At 45.3% G+C, this 19,073-nt stretch carries 16 protein-coding genes; 2 read left to right on the top strand and 14 right to left on the bottom strand.

Going from position 1 to position 19,073, the window contains the following annotated elements:
- Window positions 1-109 precede the first annotated feature (109 nt).
- The 7 genes from J2Z18_RS15215 to J2Z18_RS15185 form a co-directional block, all read right to left on the bottom strand.
- Complete coding sequence (locus tag J2Z18_RS15215; RefSeq protein WP_210094950.1) at window positions 110-1,198, bottom strand: peptidylprolyl isomerase; 1,089 nt, start codon at window positions 1,196-1,198, stop codon at window positions 110-112.
- Between the two features lie 347 nt (window positions 1,199-1,545).
- On the bottom strand, window positions 1,546-2,868 hold the full coding sequence (locus J2Z18_RS15210; RefSeq protein WP_007131925.1) for a DUF4179 domain-containing protein: 1,323 nt from the start codon (window positions 2,866-2,868) through the stop codon (window positions 1,546-1,548).
- A complete protein-coding gene (locus J2Z18_RS15205; protein WP_007131924.1) occupies window positions 2,834-3,397 on the bottom strand; it encodes an RNA polymerase sigma factor in 564 nt (187 codons plus the stop codon). The genes J2Z18_RS15210 and J2Z18_RS15205 overlap by 35 nt, the downstream gene beginning before the upstream one ends.
- 183 nt (window positions 3,398-3,580) lie before the next feature.
- Entirely contained in the window at window positions 3,581-4,279 is a 699-nt protein-coding gene (locus J2Z18_RS15200) for an ABC transporter permease (protein WP_210094949.1), read from the bottom strand.
- On the bottom strand, window positions 4,272-5,195 hold the full coding sequence (locus tag J2Z18_RS15195; RefSeq protein WP_210094948.1) for an ABC transporter ATP-binding protein: 924 nt from the start codon (window positions 5,193-5,195) through the stop codon (window positions 4,272-4,274). Before J2Z18_RS15195 ends, J2Z18_RS15200 begins: the two co-directional genes overlap by 8 nt.
- 178 nt (window positions 5,196-5,373) lie before the next feature.
- Window positions 5,374-6,309, bottom strand: a complete 936-nt coding sequence (locus J2Z18_RS15190; protein ID WP_007131921.1) for a sensor histidine kinase — start codon at window positions 6,307-6,309, stop codon at window positions 5,374-5,376.
- Window positions 6,310-6,311: 2 nt separating this feature from the next.
- Window positions 6,312-7,007: a response regulator transcription factor gene (locus J2Z18_RS15185; protein WP_007131920.1), complete on the bottom strand. Its 696-nt coding sequence runs from the start codon at window positions 7,005-7,007 to the stop codon at window positions 6,312-6,314.
- A gap of 312 nt (window positions 7,008-7,319) precedes the next feature.
- On the opposite strand from J2Z18_RS15185, the gene J2Z18_RS15180 reads away from it, so the two are divergent.
- Window positions 7,320-7,490, top strand: a complete 171-nt coding sequence (locus J2Z18_RS15180) for a hypothetical protein (protein ID WP_007131919.1) — start codon at window positions 7,320-7,322, stop codon at window positions 7,488-7,490.
- Between the two features lie 228 nt (window positions 7,491-7,718).
- Here the strand turns inward: J2Z18_RS15180 and J2Z18_RS15175 are convergent, their stop codons facing one another.
- Both J2Z18_RS15175 and J2Z18_RS15170 read right to left on the bottom strand, forming a co-directional pair.
- Window positions 7,719-8,489 carry a class I SAM-dependent methyltransferase gene (locus tag J2Z18_RS15175; RefSeq protein ID WP_210094947.1) on the bottom strand — a complete coding sequence of 257 codons (771 nt, stop codon included), beginning with the start codon at window positions 8,487-8,489 and terminating at the stop codon, window positions 7,719-7,721.
- 356 nt (window positions 8,490-8,845) lie between these two features.
- Entirely contained in the window at window positions 8,846-10,249 is a 1,404-nt protein-coding gene (locus J2Z18_RS15170) for an outer membrane protein assembly factor BamB family protein (protein WP_210094946.1), read from the bottom strand.
- A 511-nt stretch (window positions 10,250-10,760) separates the two neighbouring features.
- Between J2Z18_RS15170 and J2Z18_RS15165 the strand changes: the two genes are divergently transcribed.
- On the top strand, window positions 10,761-13,841 hold the full coding sequence (locus J2Z18_RS15165) for an FIMAH domain-containing protein (RefSeq protein ID WP_210094945.1): 3,081 nt from the start codon (window positions 10,761-10,763) through the stop codon (window positions 13,839-13,841).
- Window positions 13,842-13,962: 121 nt separating this feature from the next.
- On the opposite strand, the gene J2Z18_RS15160 is transcribed toward J2Z18_RS15165, so the two are convergent.
- From J2Z18_RS15160 to J2Z18_RS15140, 5 genes are all read right to left on the bottom strand, one after another.
- Window positions 13,963-14,694 (bottom strand): sugar isomerase domain-containing protein, encoded by a 732-nt coding sequence (locus J2Z18_RS15160; RefSeq protein ID WP_007131914.1) that lies wholly within the window; start codon window positions 14,692-14,694, stop codon window positions 13,963-13,965.
- An 83-nt stretch (window positions 14,695-14,777) separates the two neighbouring features.
- The gene (locus J2Z18_RS15155; protein WP_210094944.1) at window positions 14,778-15,524 is read right to left on the bottom strand and encodes a GntR family transcriptional regulator; all 747 of its coding nucleotides are present in this window, start codon (window positions 15,522-15,524) and stop codon (window positions 14,778-14,780) included.
- Between the two features lie 279 nt (window positions 15,525-15,803).
- The gene (locus tag J2Z18_RS15150) at window positions 15,804-16,373 is read right to left on the bottom strand and encodes a YdeI/OmpD-associated family protein (RefSeq protein ID WP_210094943.1); all 570 of its coding nucleotides are present in this window, start codon (window positions 16,371-16,373) and stop codon (window positions 15,804-15,806) included.
- A gap of 274 nt (window positions 16,374-16,647) precedes the next feature.
- Window positions 16,648-17,442 carry a DUF2935 domain-containing protein gene (locus J2Z18_RS15145; protein ID WP_007131911.1) on the bottom strand — a complete coding sequence of 265 codons (795 nt, stop codon included), beginning with the start codon at window positions 17,440-17,442 and terminating at the stop codon, window positions 16,648-16,650.
- Window positions 17,443-17,582: 140 nt separating this feature from the next.
- The gene (locus J2Z18_RS15140; protein WP_210094984.1) at window positions 17,583-19,052 is read right to left on the bottom strand and encodes a serine hydrolase domain-containing protein; all 1,470 of its coding nucleotides are present in this window, start codon (window positions 19,050-19,052) and stop codon (window positions 17,583-17,585) included.
- Window positions 19,053-19,073: the final 21 nt, after the last annotated feature.

Below are 19,073 nucleotides of genomic sequence, written 5' to 3'. Positions count from 1 at the left end.
ATAAGCGAGTACAGTAGAAATCTGAAACCAAAGGCGACCGTTCCACTTTTTCGGAATCATTTTACTCCCTTGCCTGAGTCGTATTCTTATAATCAACTTATATAGGACGTTACATCTTGAAGTTTTGGTAGGACTCTTCGTTCACAACAACCTGCACATCTGCAATTCGTGTGCGCACATACTCTTCATATCTGTGATCAATGTAATCTCTTAGCACCTGTTCCTTGATCTCATCAAATGACAGGAAATTCGAGCCAGCCTTCTCATTTTCAATACATTGAATTAAATGAAAATGGCCGTTTTCTTCAATAATTCCGCTAACTTCACCTATTTGAAGCTTTTCGGCTGCTTGAGCAACCGGACTCCTAGCGTTATGTCTGTAACTATCCAGATTGTATGATTGCTCCGTAACTTTCCCCTCATGACCGAGTTCTTTGGCTGCTTGCTCAAATGACAATCCCGATGCAATTTTCCCCAGAACCGCATTCATTCTCTTCTTTTTCTGACGTTTGAGCTCCTCATCGGTACTCAGGTTAGCATCAAGAAAAGACAAGGATATTTGCTGCACCTTCACAGTTGCCGGCGCTCTGTACAACTTATCTTTTTTGGTCTCGTAGAACGTTCTCATTTGCTGTTCAGTCGGCTTCCATTCCTGATCCATCAGGCGGTTTTTGACGGATAAAATGGAATTTCCCATCACATATTCTAAATAAGCCTCCTCGGTGTATTGGGCGGGTCCGAAAACCACTTGGTTATTTTTGATGGCTTTTCGTCTTCTCTCGTTTTCATGATTGAGATTATGTATGAAACTGTCGTAACTGATTTCAGACAGCACTCCCTGCTCCTTGGCGATGATTTGCTGAATTTTTAGACTCACGCTATTTTCCAGTGCCTTCTCTTTTAACAACTCTAGCGGAATTTCTCCTCCGTAAGAAGTGGTCCAAAATGTGGCCGACTGCCCAGCATCATATTTCTCGTGGAAATAATGGATGTTCCCGGATTTATTGGCATGAATCGCTCTTTGAAATTCATTTGCATGGATCGGAAAACCATCGACTGTTGCGATAAAATCGTCTTCTTGATCAGCATTTGAAGGTTTCGGCTTCGCGATGATCGCGACACTCAGGAAAACCAAGATTAAAATTCCGGCCGTGAACAGCCATACTAGGCTGCTTTTATTAGGTGTCAAAATACTCATAAGCATCCATCACCTTTCACGTACTTGAATCTGGTCCTCGAATAACCACGCTGATGCATCCAAGCACCTCCAAGTTGATTTGTTAAGCGCAAAGTGTTACTTATGCTTCATGTGGTTTCATTATAGGCCCAAAAAGAAAGCGCTATCAATTTCGTGTTTTTTACAATAGTTTCACTTTTTTTACTTATTTGGTGTTTTGGAAGCTCTTCGAGCCAAGTATGCCTCTTTATAGTTTTATATTAAAAATAGAATAACCCTAAAGGGCAGCCATTCTCTTTAGGAAGTGACTAGCCTCTAGGGTTACAAACGTTATCCTCAAACCAAAGATGTTATAAAAACGTATAATCTTATTTTTTGCTATCTACAGGAATAGTTATCTTTTTATTATAGGTTTTTATATATTTGAATCCATCCAACAACAGGCGTTCCGGCTTATCCGATGTGTAAAATGAATACGTTTGCTCCCACAGAATGTTACCGTTGTTCAGATCCCAAGGCCGTGCAGCGGAAATTGATGATACGGGAACAACGTTCGACCCCACTTGTATGGATAAACTGTCCGTTTCCAAAATGATAAATTGCTTTCTGGCAATCACGATGTCATAACCACTGTCGGTTTTTGTTACACTGCGAATCCATAATTTTTCGTTGCCTATTCGGATGGATTGATCAGATGGAGAGACTAGCGAAATAGGTTCCTCCACTTTTTGATATCCATCGAAATTTTCGAGGATAAGCTCGATGGTTTCTATCTTGTCGGTTGGAAGGACATCGAATTCCAGATCAAAGCCAGGGAATCCCGTGTTGGTGTAATTGCTCGATCTTCCTCCCCAGTACTCCACTTCGGTTCCATTCACCAATAGCTTTGTTTTAGCAAAAAACCATGGGTGTCCCTTATTCTCCAGTTCATAATGCCCTCTCACGATGGTTGAGGATGGCGAGGCCGTAATGGTGTCATAGTGAACAGTTCCCTGATCGACAGCAACGGATTTTGAAATTTTCTGATTTATAATACTCTTCATTGCTTTATTTGCTTCAAATTTGAAGGAGATCGCAGAAGATGCCTGTTCCCCGTTATCCTGCCATTTACTGAAAGTCGCCGTTAATGTTCTGGAGAATGGACTAACTGGCTCGAATTTATACACTCCTTTGTATTGCGAGCCGTCATGGTTATAATTCCCATACCCCTCTTTCGGATCCGAATCCGTCAAAAATCCGTGTAAATTATCCACGTTGTAATGAGATGAACGATCACCTGGACCAAATTTGGATCCTGCTGGAAAATCAATGGTGTAATACATTAAGAATGCATTATCGTCCGCAATGACACCATTAATAGTAATGACCGAGCCGTCGTCAAACTTTTTGCTTTTATTAACCGTTTGCCCGTAGCCTTGTTCCGCCACTTCTGAAAAGCTGAACGAGATCAACTCGTTTCGATCAAGCAGCTTCGCACCGTAATAAGCGAATGCAGGATATTGATACATTCCAGCAATCAAAATGAGTGCTGCAGCAGCTGATGCAACCCATAGCAGAGCTTTATTCTTTTTTCTCGGTTTAGCGGGAACTTTCTGAAGTGCATTCCGAAGTCTTCCCTCAAGTTCTGATGGAGCTTGTATCCTTTTAAAACTTTGCTTATGCTCTAGTAATTTCTCCTTGATCGTTCTCATAACGATCACCTCCAATCAAGACTTTAAGCTTTTGGATTCCTTGTGACATTCTTGATTTAATCGTGCCAAGGGGTGCACCGGTCATGTCCGCAATTGTCTGATACGGCAAATCGTGAACATAACGAAGCTCGATCACTTCCCGCTGCTTTGGATTCAGACGGGATAAGAGCTCATGCATGTCTATTGCAGACTCTGTATAGCGAAATGGATTATCGTCAGTTAATTCGGCATGTGATGGTTCATGCATTTCTTCCATAGGTAAATACCGCTTCTTTTTGCGAAGCAATGTTTTGCACCGATTGACGAGAATGGTTTTGCTCCAGCTGTAGAAAGCTTCAATATTATGTAGCTGATCGATCTTTTCATAAATGGATACAATCATGTCTTCCATGGCATCCATCGCATCATGCTCGTTTCCCATATATGAATAAGCAAGACGATAATAAGCGTCCTGATCGGCCATGATGAGTTGCAATAAAGCTTCCTTGTTGCCATTTTTGGCTTGTTTGACAAGACGGCTTATTCTCATGTTCCCCCTCCTTCCATAGATAAGAGTTGGCAAAGGCAATAAAAGTTCATTTTGCACAAAAAAACTCCACAACCAGGTCACAGGATAGATCTTTCATCCCGAGAGAGGTTGCGGAGAGCGATTATCTGGTAACTGATTCGATGCATAATCGCAGTATACGAAAATCCGCCTAAGTCTTCATCGCTAGATATCCCCCACCTGATTCACTTTGGCAACCGACAAGTACACACTGGCCACGCCGATTAGACTCAGCACGCCATATAGCATATCCGTATTTAACGTAATATGAAGCAGTCCGGTGAAGTTAGAGAACTGCGCAAGAAACACGGCGCAAATCACGGTCGGAATCACTGCCCGCTTCCATATTCCGAACAAAAACAGCGGAACAAAGCTGATCAGGGCGACAACGACGGAATGAACAATCGATCTGACCGTAAAGGCCATGAAGTCCTCCAGCGTTGGCTGTCCATGTATCACATCGAATATCTGATCAATCACATAGGTGGTGATCCCGGACAGGACAAAGGATACAAGCGTGCACAGGAAAACCGCCAGGAAGATAAAACACACTTTTGCCATAACCAGCTTCTTTCGGCTGATCGGATATCCAAAAGATAAAGACATCGTTTTATTCTTATATTCTTCGATAAACACATGATTAATCATGGAAGCGCCAAACAGAAGAAGTCCCATTTGAATCGGCAGCATCAGCTCTAACGCATTTGCATAGCTTTTTGAGAAATCCACAAAAGCCATATCAGCAAAGATAACTTTTATAAAGAAGGTTGGTAAAAACATAATAATTACCCAGTAGACAATCACTTCACCAATAACTTTTTTTTGATCTAATTTTCTCCACTCGAGCTCAATCAGTTTAGCCAACCTTACCGCCCCCTTGGATTTGATGATAAAAATAGTCCTCCAGCGTACTCGTATGCTTCTGGATCTCCTCGATTTCAATATCGTTCGATATCAACGTCTTTGAAATGTCGCTTGTGGACCTTTTCATATCATATATGCGGATCCTTGTGTCCTTTACGATTTTGATATTGGAAATTTGAAGATCATGCTCAAGCAAGTAGACCGTTTTCTGTACATTCGAGGTTACCAGTTCGATATAATCGGTACGCAGCTTCTGTATGTCCGCCAGTGCCACTTCATTTACCAGTTTCCCTTGCTGGATCATCCCGATTCGGTCAGCCATCTGCTCAATCTCGCCCAGGATGTGACTGGAAAGAAGAAACGTGATGCCGTATTCCTTGTTTAACATCCGGATCAATTCCCGCATATCTTTGATCCCGATGGGATCCAGCCCATTGGTGGGTTCATCCAGGACAATCAGCTCTGGCTTCGTAATCATAGCGCGGACGATCCCGAGCCGCTGCTTCATGCCCAGCGAGAAATCCTTCACTTTCTTGTCATCAATCCCGTGTAAATTGACCATATCCAGCGCTTGGGAGATTGCCTTTCGATCATAAAAGCCCAGATATTCGCAGTGGATCCGCAGGTTCTCCATCGCCGTTAAATGCTCGAAAAAAATCGGATACTCGATGATGCTTCCTACTCGCTTTAACCCGTCCTTTGCTGATTCCGTAAGCTTCTTGCCAAATAGCATAATCTCTCCGGATGTAGGGATGATGAGCCCGGTGAGCATTTTCATAATCGTCGTTTTACCGGCACCGTTCGGTCCGAGTAAACCGTAGGTTTCTCCTTTTTTTACCGTGAGATTAACGTTCGAGGTAATCGTTTTGCCTTTTACCGTTTTGGTGAGCTCATGGGTTCGAATGACTTCATTCATGCGAGCTTGATCCTCCCGTCTATAATCGTTCTTTGGATTACTTCTATCCTAAAGCAGAGAATGGATGATTTTTCTTACTCATTCCTTACAAGTTTCTTAAGTGAGGCTGAAATCAATTGTTGCATTCTGTAGTTCGTAAAAAAGAGGCGTTCAGACCGAACACCTCTCTTGGGAAGGACTAATATGACACTTGTTTAAAAACGCACGTAAACATCGTTTTCTCAAACGGTGTACTCGTTAACTGAATCGAACCCTTCATGGCCTCCGTTAAACGTTTCGAGATGCTTAAACCCAGCCCGCTTCCCTGGAATTGCGGATTTCGGGCATCATCTAGTGTGTAGAGTCTTTCAAACACGCGGTCCTGGTGGACTTCCGTGATCCCTTTTCCGCGATCCCACACATCGACAGCAACCGAATCTCCATCTTCCCGAAGAGTTAAACCAAACACGCCTCCGTCACTCCCATACCGGATCGAATTGGATATTAAATTGCTCAATATTCGATGCAGCGCTTGCTCATTGCCAAGTATGTAAAGGGGACGCTCCGGAATATCAAGCTCCACCCGAAGACCTTGGGATATCAACAGCTCATAAAACTCAAGCACGCTTTGGCGGCAAATCTCATTGAGGGAAATTTTGCTGAGCGGGATTTCATAGTCTTCCGATTCGATTTTTACAAGATCAAAAAATTGGTTAAGCAATGCAACCAGACTGTTCACCTTATCGTTGAGCCGCTGGATCATCTGCTTCCGTTCTTCTTCGGTGATCGATTCGTCATGGTTTAGCTTCTCGGCATACCCCAGAATTACCGTCAGGGGCGTCTTCAAATCATGGGACATGTTGGATATCATTTTCTTCAGGCTATCCTTGGTTCTGGCGTAATCCGCAATCACTCTTTGGTTGTAATCCAGAAGACGGTTCATTTGGATGAGCAAATGTTGAACCGCTGGCTGGTCGGTTTGGAGCAGCACCTTCTCGGCGGTTTGGTGTTCGATGATGTCCGCCATTTTGTTCGATATTTCCTGGATGTGCCTATTCCAGTTTCTTCGGGAAACATACTGCCAAATATTCATCAGGAGCAGAACAGCAATCAATGCGCTTAGAAAGATAATCATGGTTACCCACCCAATTTATATCCGATTCCCCAAACAGTGCGAATAAATTGCGGGTTTGACGGATCGTCCTCGATTTTTTCACGAAGCCTGCGGATATGAACGTTAATCACATTTTCATTCCCGTAATAATCATCTTGCCAGACAAATTGATAGATTTGCTCTTTCGTGAACACCCTGCTCTGATTTGTTAAGAACAATTTCAAAATATGAAATTCCTTGAGGGTGAGTGTTATGTTCTGACCTCGGACCTGTGCTGTAAACGTACTTAAATCAAGGATGAGGTCCCTAAAATGAATCCGATCCTCTATTGGCTGACTTTCGGTCCGTATATATTGGGTTGCCCTGCGAATGGCAGCCTGCACTCTGGCGGTCAGCTCGATCATGGAGAACGGCTTGCTTAGATAATCATCCGCGCCAAATCCAAGTCCAAGCGCCTTATCGAGGTCGCTTCCCTTTGCGGAAATAATCACCACGGGAACGACGCTTTTTTCCCGGATCCGCTTTAGAACGTCCATGCCATTAACTTTAGGGAGCATTAAATCCAGCAAGACCAGGTCAAACTCTTCCTTGTCAATACAGGATTCCGCTTCCTCTCCGTCCATTGCAATAAGCACTTCATAGCTTTCCTGTTTTAAATGGCTTTCAATCAGCTGGCTGATTTCCCTATCGTCTTCGATAAGCAGAATTCGCTTCGGCATGTTACTCCCCCCAGGCACCTCTATACATCAATCGATCTTTGGGAACCCGCCGTAAAGCCCGGATTCGCTGCTCCCTCATCATTTAGCAAAAGCCATCCTGAAGGGATGGCCTTTAAATCCTGAAATATAAATTGAAATCAAATAACGATGTAAATAGCTAAGTCTTTCCAAATGATATCAAAATGGAAAAAGTAAGTCTAGATTAGTTATGTTTATTCCATGAATTCGTTATTTCAGGGCTGCATAAGATCTCGCAATTTGGTGCAATGTAGTCATGCAGAGATTATAAAGATACAACTTGGAGGGAACCTAATGGCTACAAGCAGACAGCATCAAGAAGCGCATGGAATCGGACAAATCGAAGACCAGTTAAATGATCAAATGGAAGCAGCTGAAGAAATCCAAGGACAATCGAAGCTGGACCGAGAAATCGATAAAGCCGCTCGCCGTGATTCGGATCCATTGAAAGACGTTTCGAAGTAAACAGAGTCAGTCTGCAAATCCAACCCTATTCATTGAAATAAAAAATCCCGTCATGAAGTTCTTGATGGGATTTTTTTAGAGCTAAATTTCGAGATAAAAGTACAAATCCCGACTTCACGTGGGGGATGTACTTCCTATGAGCAATCTTTTAGATCTTAAGGCATCTATCAAAAAAAATTCAACCGTATTTGCTACAGAAGGTCAATAATATTTGAGGCTTCAACCTTCTTAACGCTTCCGGCAGACACAAACCATAAGCGGACTATCGGCTTGGAATACACTTTTATCAAAATTTCCGTACATCTCTTCAAGCTTAAATCCGTTATAATATAATAAACTTTCAAGTTCTTGTGGATAAAAGTAACGAAGTGCAAAATTTTCTTCGGTTACCGTGACATCAGTCCCGGCCTTCCATCTCCGATTTGTAAACTTATAAAATTCCAACTGTTTTCTATGATCATACTTGCGAAGGTACGTACTGCTGCATTGAAATCCTTCCTTATCCTCCCATGAACCTGAATCCCTTTCCGAATCATCGTCCACTGCTAAGCGCGAAAGAATGGGGTTGCGCGTTTCGAATGCAAATACGCCGTTTTCATCCAGATGTCTATGAATGCTTCTAAGCAAACCATCCACCGATTCTCTATCAAGAAAATGCTGGAATGAGTTACCGGTTGTGAAAATAAACCGGTACGTTCTACCCAATTCAAATTGTCTTGCATCAGCGTGGACCCAATTTATTGAGACATTTAGTTCGGCTGCCTTTCGTTTTGCAGCTTCTAACATTTCATCCGTAATATCTATCCCTGTCGTATCATGGCCTTGTTGAGCCAAAGGGATTGTCAGCCTCCCTGTCCCGCATGCAACATCCAATACAGGGCCGCCGGAAAGATTGCCTAGGTCCAAGAAAAACTTGCCTTCCATGGTCTCATCCAAATCATTCAGCGCATCATAAGCTTCCGCGTCGCGATAGCCTTCTAAATTATCGAATGGTAACAAAGAGCCGCTCTCCTTCCCCGATGGTTCAGCTGATCAAGGATTGATTCCATGACCCCATCCCCCCTCTCGGATTGCTTTACTAATTTTATTGCATACACATAGAATAGGCGGTTTCCTTGAGGGTTTAAAGGAATAGAATGTATTTAATGGTTCTATCCACCCAGACCTGCATAGACAAATTGGGGAAGATCTAGTCCACTCGGGTTAACGCCGACAGAAGGCATGTGTTACCTTATCTCTTTAAGAATATATGCCGATATCGTTCGCGACCTCGATTACGGTGTTGTGCGATATCCTCATTTCCAGTCCCTGTCATAAAGTGTCTAAACGATCATTTTTACATGGCTTCTCTTTGTTTATCTCAGCGATGCTGGTACTTTTACACCGAGGAGCTTGCCCTCCGCCTGGATAATGATCATACCGTTTGTCATTAGGGTGGATTCGTGTAAATCCGCACCCGTCTTTACTCTAAAAACCGGCTTAGCCGTCAACAAATTGATGCCAAGTAAAGTACCATTACGTTGAGCCCGATATATTCCTTTCCCATACACGTCAATCTGGGCAGCTGGTGCATCGCTGTTCCATCCAATCACTCTGCCATTCACAAGTTTGGAACCGGCCAATCCGCCGGTATTTCTGTTCTGGAAAATCAGCCGTTCCTGCAAGAGCCCGATCAGCTCCCATTCTTCCCCATAGGGACGTTGAAACGTCCGTAGAGGAGCTAAGCCTGTTTTATAGGTATCAAAATGGTATTCGGCCACTTTATCGCCTTGATCGACATATAACTTCCCTCCGGTCATAAACGAGCTACCTCCACCATACTGATATGGCGGTTCTCCCGACAGTTTCCAGTTATATTCGCGAGTACCCTTCTTTTCACCGGTTTTCAGGTTAAACACATTGACGATCAATTTGCGGTCCGGCAGCGACTGATAATCAAACAACAGTGGCGAGTAATAATCAACCGAATAGACAAGACCGTCTTTGATTTGAAGCGCTGCTCCCTGACCGAAATCCTCCCATAGCTTCTTCCCCGTCTTCTTGTCATAAGCATTCAGTTGGATGGACGTGAGCGCGCCTTGGACAAGGAAAGTCCGAAGGACGACGCCATCCGCCTCATGTAAGTAATCTGTTCCGTTACCTTCTCCCGCCGGCTCGTTCATTTTCCAATGCAGCTTACCCGTTGCCTTATCCAATGCAAAGGTCATGCTCCCTTTGATCGCATACAGCGTGTCGGATGTCGGCACCAATGCCTCTGTTCCGTAACGTGCATCAATCAAGATGGATGTCTTCGACTGCCACTTCAATTTTCCAGTTTTCGCATTTACGGCGTAGGGCCTTTGATCTGCAGTTAGACCATAAATAACGCCATGATCATATACAAGATAAGGTTTCAGGTCTTTGCCGTAGCTCCAAAGCCTTTTACCTGTCTTCGCATCGATTGCAATCAGCCTGCTCCCGGCAAATGTGAACACCTTGCCCTCTTTGGCAACGGCATGGCGTCCTGAATAGGCCTCGTCCATTTTGAGATAGTTGTCCACCTGAGCCGTCCAGGAAGGTTTCAGCTCGGGAACAGTGAGCACGGAAGAAGGATGCCAATTACGGATCGAAATATCAGCACTTTCTGCGTTCGCCTGCGAAGGTAGTATGGACATTGCGCCATGGATTGTAAGGGCTCCAGCGGCAATAACCGCGATTAGTCGCCGGAGCCGTTGAGGGCTTTTTTTGTTCGTTAATCGGTTGTTCTTCATTTTACGCATACGTGTCCTCCCATAGGTAACAGTTTCTTGTCACTAGACAATAAAACGCTTCATTAAAGGGAAAGGTTACATCCGAGTACCTTGATTTTATCTTCTATCGAACACTTACGATCTTCATCCCATACAACTGATATCTCGAAGGTTCCTTTTTCAAAGAAGAGAGGCAGTCTACCACAGATATTTTGAGCCGCCATTTGGTTTACCTCCATCATCTCGTTGACCTCTTATTTCGATAACGGGACGATATCTCCTGCAGTCCAGGTCTTGTAACTCTATGAGAGGATGTTTTGGGGTTTTGAGTTGATGATATCTCCGTCTATAAAAGGATGAACAAGTCCTTGAGGGGGTGTTGCCTCAGCGTTATTTATAGAAGACTTAAAGACGTTGACTTTATATATGGCCCCACCTATAATCTACTTAAATTTTTTCCCACGATGGAACCGGAAAGGAGAGAACAATCAACAACAATCAAATGGCTTCTCGAAATTGTCCATATAAAAGGAGGAAGTTCATGAATTCCTGGATAAAAAAAACGGCCATCCTGTTCGTTTATTCCATGAGTGTAAGCTCGCTTGCGCCTCTTGGCTCTGGATTCGCCCAGAGCACCCCCGAGATGGTCTCCAATTACTCACCCGTCATTAACAACGCGGGCTTTGAAGACTTGGGAAATGGCAGTGAAATTCCGGGCTGGACCTATTATTGGTCACCACTGACGGACGAATATTCCATCTCGGTCACGGACTCCAAAAGCTACGAAGGCAACTATGCTTTAAAGATGGTCGACGGAGGACCAAAATCACTGGGATTAATCAGTTCTTCCTTTCCGGTCACGGAAGGAACCAGCTATGTCTCCTCGGTGAAAACCTTGCTGGAACAGGGCTCGGTGGCGATGATTGTATACTACTACGATGCTAATCATAAGGAAATCAGCAACAGCCGCGCCTCCCTATCCTCCGTAAGCAGCGATTGGTTGGATCTTACGCATGAAGGCGTCGCTCCTCCCGGTGCCGTTACAGCCAAGATCATGCTGTACTCCGGAACTGCCGGGTACAGTACCGCCTATTTCGACCATATGACGGTGTCTGCAGCCACAGCAGCAGATGTACCCGTTGCCTTCGGAGATCCGATTGATCTGGGAGCAGCGACGAAAACGGTCAAAACCAGCGGGGCTGCGATGGCCAATGGTGAGGTTTACTTCGCAACCAACGGAACGCCTTCGACCTTTTACGCACTGGATGCCGCAACCGGCCAAGTCCTCTATTCCTCTCCGGTTCAAGGTGTGAACACGGTGTATGGTGTAGTATCCGGTTCCGACGGCAATGTATATCTATCCGGCGTGGAGAACGGCATGCTGTATCGTTATTCCCCTGCTGCGAAAACGTTGGAATCTGTAGGCGTCAATCCGTCGGAAAAGCTGGTCTGGGATTTGGCGGCCACCTCGGACGGCAAAATTTACGGTGCAACGTACCCAAACTCCAAAATCTTCGAGTATGATATTGCCTCCAATCAATTCCGTGATCTCGGAAGCGTTCGAGAGGATGTCATGTACGCCCGCGGTATTGGGGTGACAGACCGTTATATCTATGTCGGGGTGGGAAACCCTGCTTATTTATACAAGATTGATCGACAAACAGGTGAAAAATCTGAAGTGAAGCTTCCGAACTCCGGAGCCAATGACATGATCGCCGACATCTGGTCGTATAATGGAAAGCTGTTCGTACGTTCCGGCGCTACTACCCTGTTTATTTTGGATGAAGAGAGCGAAGAAGTGCTTCAATCTCTCCCTTGGCCTTCACCAACCCGTTTTGACAGCATGATCTCTCCTCCTTCGCCACTAGACCGTGATCTGGTGTATTTCCGGAACGTGGTGAACAGTGAACTGGTGACCTATAATACGGCGACCAATGAAATTATCCCTTTAGAGGGTGTCGTTTTGCCAAATTCAACGGTCCGGGCCTATGATTGGGTCACTCCGCAAACCGGGCATAAAGCCGGCAAAACCTTGCTGGCCATGGTAACAGAAAAGCTGGAATACGTGTTGTTTGATCCTGAAGATCAGTCGGTGGAGACGATCATGCCTGAAATTGAAGCCGAAGGCATTGATATTCAGAGCCTGGAGATGGGGCCGGACGGGAAACTGTATATGGGAGGCTTCCATACAGCCTTATCCATATTTGATCCAAAATCCAATGCCTATGAGCTGCAGGAACGTGTCTTTCCACAAATCGAAGGGATCGGATCTTTAAACGATAAAATATATTTCGGCACCTATGGAGGTGCTGTCATCTACAAATACGATCCATCCCAGCCGTACAAGAAAGACGTCAATCCTTCGCTCGCATTCAATATTGAGGATGGTCAGAGCAGGCCGTTCGCTTTCGCAACTGGCGAGGACCAGCTGTTCATCGGAACAATCGCCGACTATGGTCTCGTTAAAGGGGCATTGACTATGTACGATGAACCAACCGATACCTGGACCACCATTCCGGATATTGTGGAGAATCAAAGCGTGATGTCCGTTGCCTATAAAGACGGACTGGTCTATGGAGGAACAACGATCCATGGAGGCGGTGGCTCTACCCCCGCGGCTTCGGAAGCCAAAATGTTCATTTTTGATCCTAAAACCAAAAGCAAAGTCAAGGAATTCTCTCCTGCGATCCCCGGCATGGCATCACATCAGTTGATCGGTGACCTGAAGGAAGGGCCAGACGGCCGCTTGTGGGGTGTGACTTGGGGGAAAACAGCGTCAGGAACCGCCGTATATTCCGTGTTCGCTATGGACGCAGCTTCACAGGTGATCGAAAAGAGCAAGCTGCTATATCCGAATACTCCGTCCGGAAGTACATGGAGACCTTATTTTCTCCGTTTTGGCGACGATGGTCTGCTCTACACCACGGTCGGACGTACACTAACGGTTATCAATCCGGAAACGATGGAATCCAAAAAAATAGCCGACAACGTCCATCTCATGACCTTGGCAGAGGATGGCGGAATCTATTATGCGGAAGGCTCCCATCTCAAGAAGCTCCCTGTTGCATTGAAAGAAGTCGCATTGAAGCTGGATACGTCGGTACTCACTGCTGGAGAGCAGGCACAGCTTACAATGAGCGGAACCCTGTTTAATGGAAAACCCGCAGACTTGGCTCAAGCTTCGATCAACTATACGAGCTCTGACGAAAGCATCATCACCGTGTCCGATTCCGGTTCCATTCAAGCGATCCGTGCAGGAAGGGCTGAAGTTCAAGCCGCGGTTGTTCTGAACGGTGTCAGCGTCCGTTCCAACTCGGTAGTGGTGGAAGTCCGTGCAACAGCGGAACAAGTGATGGAACAGCTTCAACAGGAATTCAATCTTCGCGCCGCTTCGGGAGAGATTCTAAAACCGCTTGAGAATCAATTGGCGAACAGCCTGAAGCAGACCGAACATCATTTACTCAAAAGACAAGTAGCCCAGGCCATTCACCATCTTGAGAAATTCACCCGAGATCTTGAGGATCCGAAAATGAATGCGTATATCACTCCGGCCGCAAAGGAGGCATTAGAGCTCCAGGCAGCCGAGCTGCTGGATACTTTAAATCAACAGCTGGACAGCTGAGAATTGGTGCTAAAAATAAGCCTAAACAGCGTGTACCGCAAGGTACACGCTGTTTGCGTTTCGTTTCGAAATCCGTATAGGCTTCATGCCTCGTTCACCGATCAGCTTGTAACAAGGGCCGTTATAAATGCTTAATCCGCGAGCGGTATCGATCAATATATGCCTGATTGTGTTCAAAGCCGCCCGAGATATTGCCGCTTACATATATTGGCGGTTCAATCCCACGATCGATCAGCTTCTCGGCAACGCTAGTCATCACCATATTCAGGATAATACTGCCAATGGCCGTTGACCCCGACGCCATTTTAACCCCTGATGATGGCAGCTCGACCAGCGCATCTCCATGCGGCATATGATTGTCAATGACCAGATCGGCTATATCCCGAAGCCGATGACCCGAATGGTGGCGGGTTTCATCGCCGGAATAAGCGGATGAGCATAAGGCAACAACTTTCAGTCCCTTTGCCTTGGCTGCCATTGCCATTTCTACTGGCAGACTGTTTATTCCGGAATTGGAAATCACAATAATAACTTCTCCGGGATGAACGATATAGTTATCCAGAATATGTTCGGCATAACCGGACATCCGCTCCACCTTAGAGCTTTTAACTGCCCCCTCATGCAGCATGATGCTAGTTTCGAGGATGGCATTTACCGGCACCATTCCTCCGGCTCTATAAAAGAAATCCTCTACCAGCAAATGTGAATGACCACAGCCAAACAGGTGCAGCAGCCCATCCTTTGCTATGGAATCGGCAATCCATTCTGCAGCCTTGTTTATGGACTCGCTTTCTTCACGCGTAATAAGTTCAATATGATCCATCATGGTCGAGACAAATTTGTAGGCAAGCATATGGTTTTCCCCTCCCTGGTCACATTTCTTATTGATGATCAATCGTTGAAGGTTACCCGAATAGATGTCAGGAAGTTCCGGGTTTATAGATTCATTTCGATCTTGAATTTGTATCGGTCACCCCTGTATAGAGATCGGACAAATTCCAGAGGCTTGTCTGCACCCTCCGTGTACGTGATTCTTTCAATCAGCATTGCAGGCTCATGAGGTCCGATCTCCAATATGCCCGCCTCATCGGGGTAAACGCTTGCAACTTCGATCGTTTGGATCGCCTTTACCAGCCTGATTCCGCAAACCTCCTCCAGCTTCTGATAGAGCGATACGTTCTCCATATCCATACCATAAAGCGGCTTTACTTGATCGTATCGCAGGTAGGAACGTTCAAGCGCCATCGGCTCTCCGTCTGCGGTGCGTACCCTTACCAACTCGAGCACTTCCTCATCAGCTTCCATCTGCAGCCGGGAAGCAACCTGCTTGGTTGCCGGGATCACCTTCATCGACACCACCAGTGCTCCCGGAACGATTCCCCGATTCTCCATATCCTTACTGAAGCTTGTCAGCGAAGTCAAAGGCTGTTCAATTTTCGGCTGTGATACAAACGTGCCTACGCCACGCTGCCTGTATAGAAGCCCTTCCTGGACCAACTCGTTGATCGCTTGGCGAACCGTCAGTCGGTTGATCTCAAACTCTTCTGCCAGTTCCCGTTCCGACGGTATTAATTGCTCGGGTATATAATGCCCGGTTGCGATTTCGTTTCGCAAATACTCCTTCACTTGAAAGTAGAGTGGTATCACGCTGTTCTTATCAATCGCACTCTTCTTTTCTTTCATCGCATCATCCACCTCCAAACATCTAGAGATATAGTTGTCTATACCAGTTGTTATGGAGAATTATAAATATGGTTGTTTATGCTGTCAATACATTCTTTGAAAAAAACAAAAGCCGCCTACCTGGCGACTCATGACACATGTATGATTTTGTATCGAAAACCGTGATGATTAGTCTTGCAAAAATGTTACTATTGTTGTTATCGTCTTCAGTCAGCGGAGCCAGTAGAAATTACTTCCCACTCTTCAAACCGTGTCCCCCCGCTGCTAAGGGAGCTCAACTTAATAGTCCAGCAGCCGACCATGATCATGCCATGAACCGTACATTTTGTTTTCTCTCGTGTTTTCTATGAATTTTTCTAGTCTGTTGCCAAATAATTCCGGCTGATTTTTGACGCTTTGGATCGTATCGATCCGAACTCTTTTATATAATTCTGGGAATGCCATAAAGTTCTCATAGACTAACTTCTCCTCTTGTATCCTTTGCTCAATAACCTCATCTATTTTAAAAGAATCGGGGTCCATATCGGGAAGTACCCGTCTTCCTTCCTCTCTCATGAATCCCAGCTTTTCGAGTCGGCGGACTCGTTCTTTATTCAATTCCGTCCAGGAGCTTTTTTTACTTCGGGGTGACAATCTCTGCGCTAGCCCAGTTTCAGAAATTTTCTTCTTGACGCTATCGATCCATCCAAAGCACAAAGCTTCTTCGACCGCATCCAAATACAGCAGCGTTTCGGGATTAGGTTTCATACCAACGATGACCCAACAGCATTTCTCTGTCTTGCTATGTGCCAGCAGCCATGCCCTCAATTCTTCTCTCGAATTTCCCGAAATCAGATTTTCTATTTCCATCAACCCTTCTCCTTTCTAAGCATGATTAGCATAAAACTGGTCGCGTCTCTACTCTTAGAATTATCGGTCTTTTCAGATAAATTAAATCCATCCATGTATGGTAGTTATGCAGTTCTACGGGATGGTCCATCGTTTCCCTTCCTCTCCTTTTACCTTCTTTCGTTGTGGTTGTCTTCCTAGTTCTAGAATAAAAAAAGATATATGACAGCTTACCGTCATATATCTTCATAAAATTTGAGAACATTGGGAAACCGTTCTTTCAATCCGGCTTCCATCAACCAGAAACACGGGGCTTAGTCGGGTCGCAGTTCGGGCTCTTTATTTCACCCAAATCGGCCAGCTTGGACAGATAGTAGCATTCTTCACGATACATATGGTCAGGCATTAACGGGTTAATCCGATCCAGCACCTCCCCGGTTAATTCAAGCTCCTCAAGCTCCGATAGGAAGTGCATGAACACCTTCATTTCCAGGTCAATATCCGCATGGAATTTGTGCATAGCCGGAAATTCCTTAAGATGGGTCCGTAAATAACCGACCATTTCAACGGCTTTCAGATAAAAGCCTTCAAAATCCTTCTGGAACGCCATGCTTTTCGCAATCAAGGACTTCTCCGCAAAATCCAAATCGGCCGCGATGCTTGCCGCATGACCAAAGGCATCCTGAAGCCAGAGCAGATCGTGATGCAAGGCATGAAAACGGGGAACGCCGCGTCCTTCAAGAAGCGATTCCAGAATTCGCTGGTACTCCTCCAATTCGTTCACCATATGATTCACGAAAGATGGAGTCAGAAGCAGGTCTATCTTGCCTGCGAGCTGACGTTCCAGCAGATTCAGCTTGAACTCGCGCAGTTCATGCACAGCATGACTGGCCTCTTGCGTCAGTTTGTCGATGAACGCAGATGCATCCGGTCGCCTAGCCTCGCCGAGCAGGGCATCGAAGTTGTCTCTTAACCGTTCAGCAATCGCAACATCCGTTTTTTCCTTCGGTGAAAGTGCAGTAAAAATAAACCGGCAGTGGTCGCCAAGAATCTGCAGCCAAAACCGGTGTTCATACAAGGGGTCACTCATCCGCCTTGCCTCCTCCCGCAGCCTTTATTCTCCAGAAATATATGCAGCTGCAGGCGGAGTAGACCAGAGAGTGCCGAAACATATGGAAAAAGCTCTTCCAACGTACCGCAATATTGCATATTCTTATGCAGGGTAATTTGTCATTTGGATTTTCTAGTGAGGACTAGCATTAATATATAGATATAATAGATTTCACTTAAAGCAAGTATGCTGTAAAACAATGCGGTGACCGACGCTGGTGCCCACACTTTAATAAATCCCCAAGTCACCCCTCCAAGCAGCATTTTCGGAGCCTTGATCAAGAGCAGGATAACAATGGTTACGAATAATGTGTGCAAGTTTATCCATAAAGCTCTTTTTAAATTGAAAGGCCTATAGATTCGTTGTTTTCGGATTGTCATTAAAATAACTCTAACCGATAGAAACAGGAGCAAAACTCCTATAGCCGCAATAGCAGCCAAAATATAGGTTAATATCTGATCCAATTGCTGATAGCTGTCGGCATGGCGGTACGCTACTTCTCTGCCTTCCCATATATCCATAACTCCCTGTCCAATGGCTGTTGTATAGCTTGTTTTCATATTGGCCAGGATCGCCACACCTACTTGTTCGTCAGGCTTCAATATGAAATAGGAGCTGAACGTCGGATTTTCGCCGGCATGAAGGAGATATGTTTGTCCTGAGCCATGTTCAACTCCCCATCCTGCAGCATAATGCGTATTCTGGTCGAAGGGCTCAACGGAAAGATCGGGCTCGTGCGATTTTTGAATGAGGTGCTGGTCCATCTCGCTTGTTGAAATATGCCCTAATTGGAGATGTAACCATTTTGCGATATCGTTTGAATTGCTGATGATATAACCGGCAGGGATGTTTCCTCTGTATACAGGTGCGGTGTAAGCTTGTTCCTTCATAAATCCTAGTTTATAACCGGTAGCGATTACCTCGGATTGAAGCTGATGCAGCCCTACGTAGGAGTCCTTCATCCCAATCGGATCAAGAACATGCTGCTTTATGTACATGTCAAAAGGCTGTTTAGTAACGCGCTCAATTACATATCCCAGCACATCGTAATTGATGGTCGCATACTCAAATGAGCTGCCCGGTTTTCGGTTTAGCGGCTGATCCACCAAGGTTCTAACCGTGAGCTCAAGCGCGTTATCGGCTTTGCTTGCAGGAATCTTGACGATGGTGTTTGAAGCAATCCCGCTTGTATGATGCATCAACTGATCTATTGTGATCGTTTGAGGCTCTCCATTATATTTTAACTCTAACCAGGGAATATAGGTCCGAACATCATCGGTTCGCTTTAATTGTCCCTTCTGTTCCAGCTGTAAGATAGCGAGTGCCGTAAAGGCTTTGGTCGTGGAGCCGATTTCAAACAATGTATCGGGTGTGACTTCGCTTTTGGTTTTTACGTCTGCATAGCCAAATCCTTTTTGATATACGGTTTTTCCCTTCTCTACAATGACAACCGAGAGTCCTGGAATTTTACTTAGATCGTGTTGTTCTTGAATAAAACGCTCGATTTGATGAATCCGATCATTGGCTTCGGCACGAGCGATGCTGGGGATTGCTGCGGACAAGAGCAGACAGACAACAAGAAAAAACATACAGCTTTTAGGAAGGGATGA

Origin of the sequence: Paenibacillus lactis, assembly GCF_017873605.1 — a bacterium.
GTDB classification, from domain to species: domain Bacteria; phylum Bacillota; class Bacilli; order Paenibacillales; family Paenibacillaceae; genus Paenibacillus_AQ; species Paenibacillus_AQ lactis.
This window is presented reverse-complemented; position numbering and strand designations above follow the sequence as displayed.

Bases quoted from the DNA above. Each gene is read 5' to 3' on its own strand.
- J2Z18_RS15215 (WP_210094950.1), bottom strand. From the start codon at position 1,198: ATGAGTATTTTGACACCTAATAAAAGCAGCCTAGTATGGCTGTTCACG.
- J2Z18_RS15210 (WP_007131925.1), bottom strand. From the start codon at position 2,868: ATGAGAACGATCAAGGAGAAATTACTAGAGCATAAGCAAAGTTTTAAA.
- J2Z18_RS15205 (WP_007131924.1), bottom strand. From the start codon at position 3,397: ATGAGAATAAGCCGTCTTGTCAAACAAGCCAAAAATGGCAACAAGGAA.
- J2Z18_RS15195 (WP_210094948.1), bottom strand. From the start codon at position 5,195: ATGAATGAAGTCATTCGAACCCATGAGCTCACCAAAACGGTAAAAGGC.
- J2Z18_RS15190 (WP_007131921.1), bottom strand. From the start codon at position 6,309: ATGATTATCTTTCTAAGCGCATTGATTGCTGTTCTGCTCCTGATGAAT.
- J2Z18_RS15185 (WP_007131920.1), bottom strand. From the start codon at position 7,007: ATGCCGAAGCGAATTCTGCTTATCGAAGACGATAGGGAAATCAGCCAG.
- J2Z18_RS15180 (WP_007131919.1), top strand. From the start codon at position 7,320: ATGGCTACAAGCAGACAGCATCAAGAAGCGCATGGAATCGGACAAATC.
- J2Z18_RS15170 (WP_210094946.1), bottom strand. From the start codon at position 10,249: ATGCGTAAAATGAAGAACAACCGATTAACGAACAAAAAAAGCCCTCAA.
- J2Z18_RS15165 (WP_210094945.1), top strand. From the start codon at position 10,761: ATGAATTCCTGGATAAAAAAAACGGCCATCCTGTTCGTTTATTCCATG.
- J2Z18_RS15160 (WP_007131914.1), bottom strand. From the start codon at position 14,694: ATGCTTGCCTACAAATTTGTCTCGACCATGATGGATCATATTGAACTT.
- J2Z18_RS15155 (WP_210094944.1), bottom strand. From the start codon at position 15,524: ATGAAAGAAAAGAAGAGTGCGATTGATAAGAACAGCGTGATACCACTC.
- J2Z18_RS15150 (WP_210094943.1), bottom strand. From the start codon at position 16,373: ATGGAAATAGAAAATCTGATTTCGGGAAATTCGAGAGAAGAATTGAGG.
- J2Z18_RS15145 (WP_007131911.1), bottom strand. From the start codon at position 17,442: ATGAGTGACCCCTTGTATGAACACCGGTTTTGGCTGCAGATTCTTGGC.
- J2Z18_RS15140 (WP_210094984.1), bottom strand. From the start codon at position 19,052: ATGTTTTTTCTTGTTGTCTGTCTGCTCTTGTCCGCAGCAATCCCCAGC.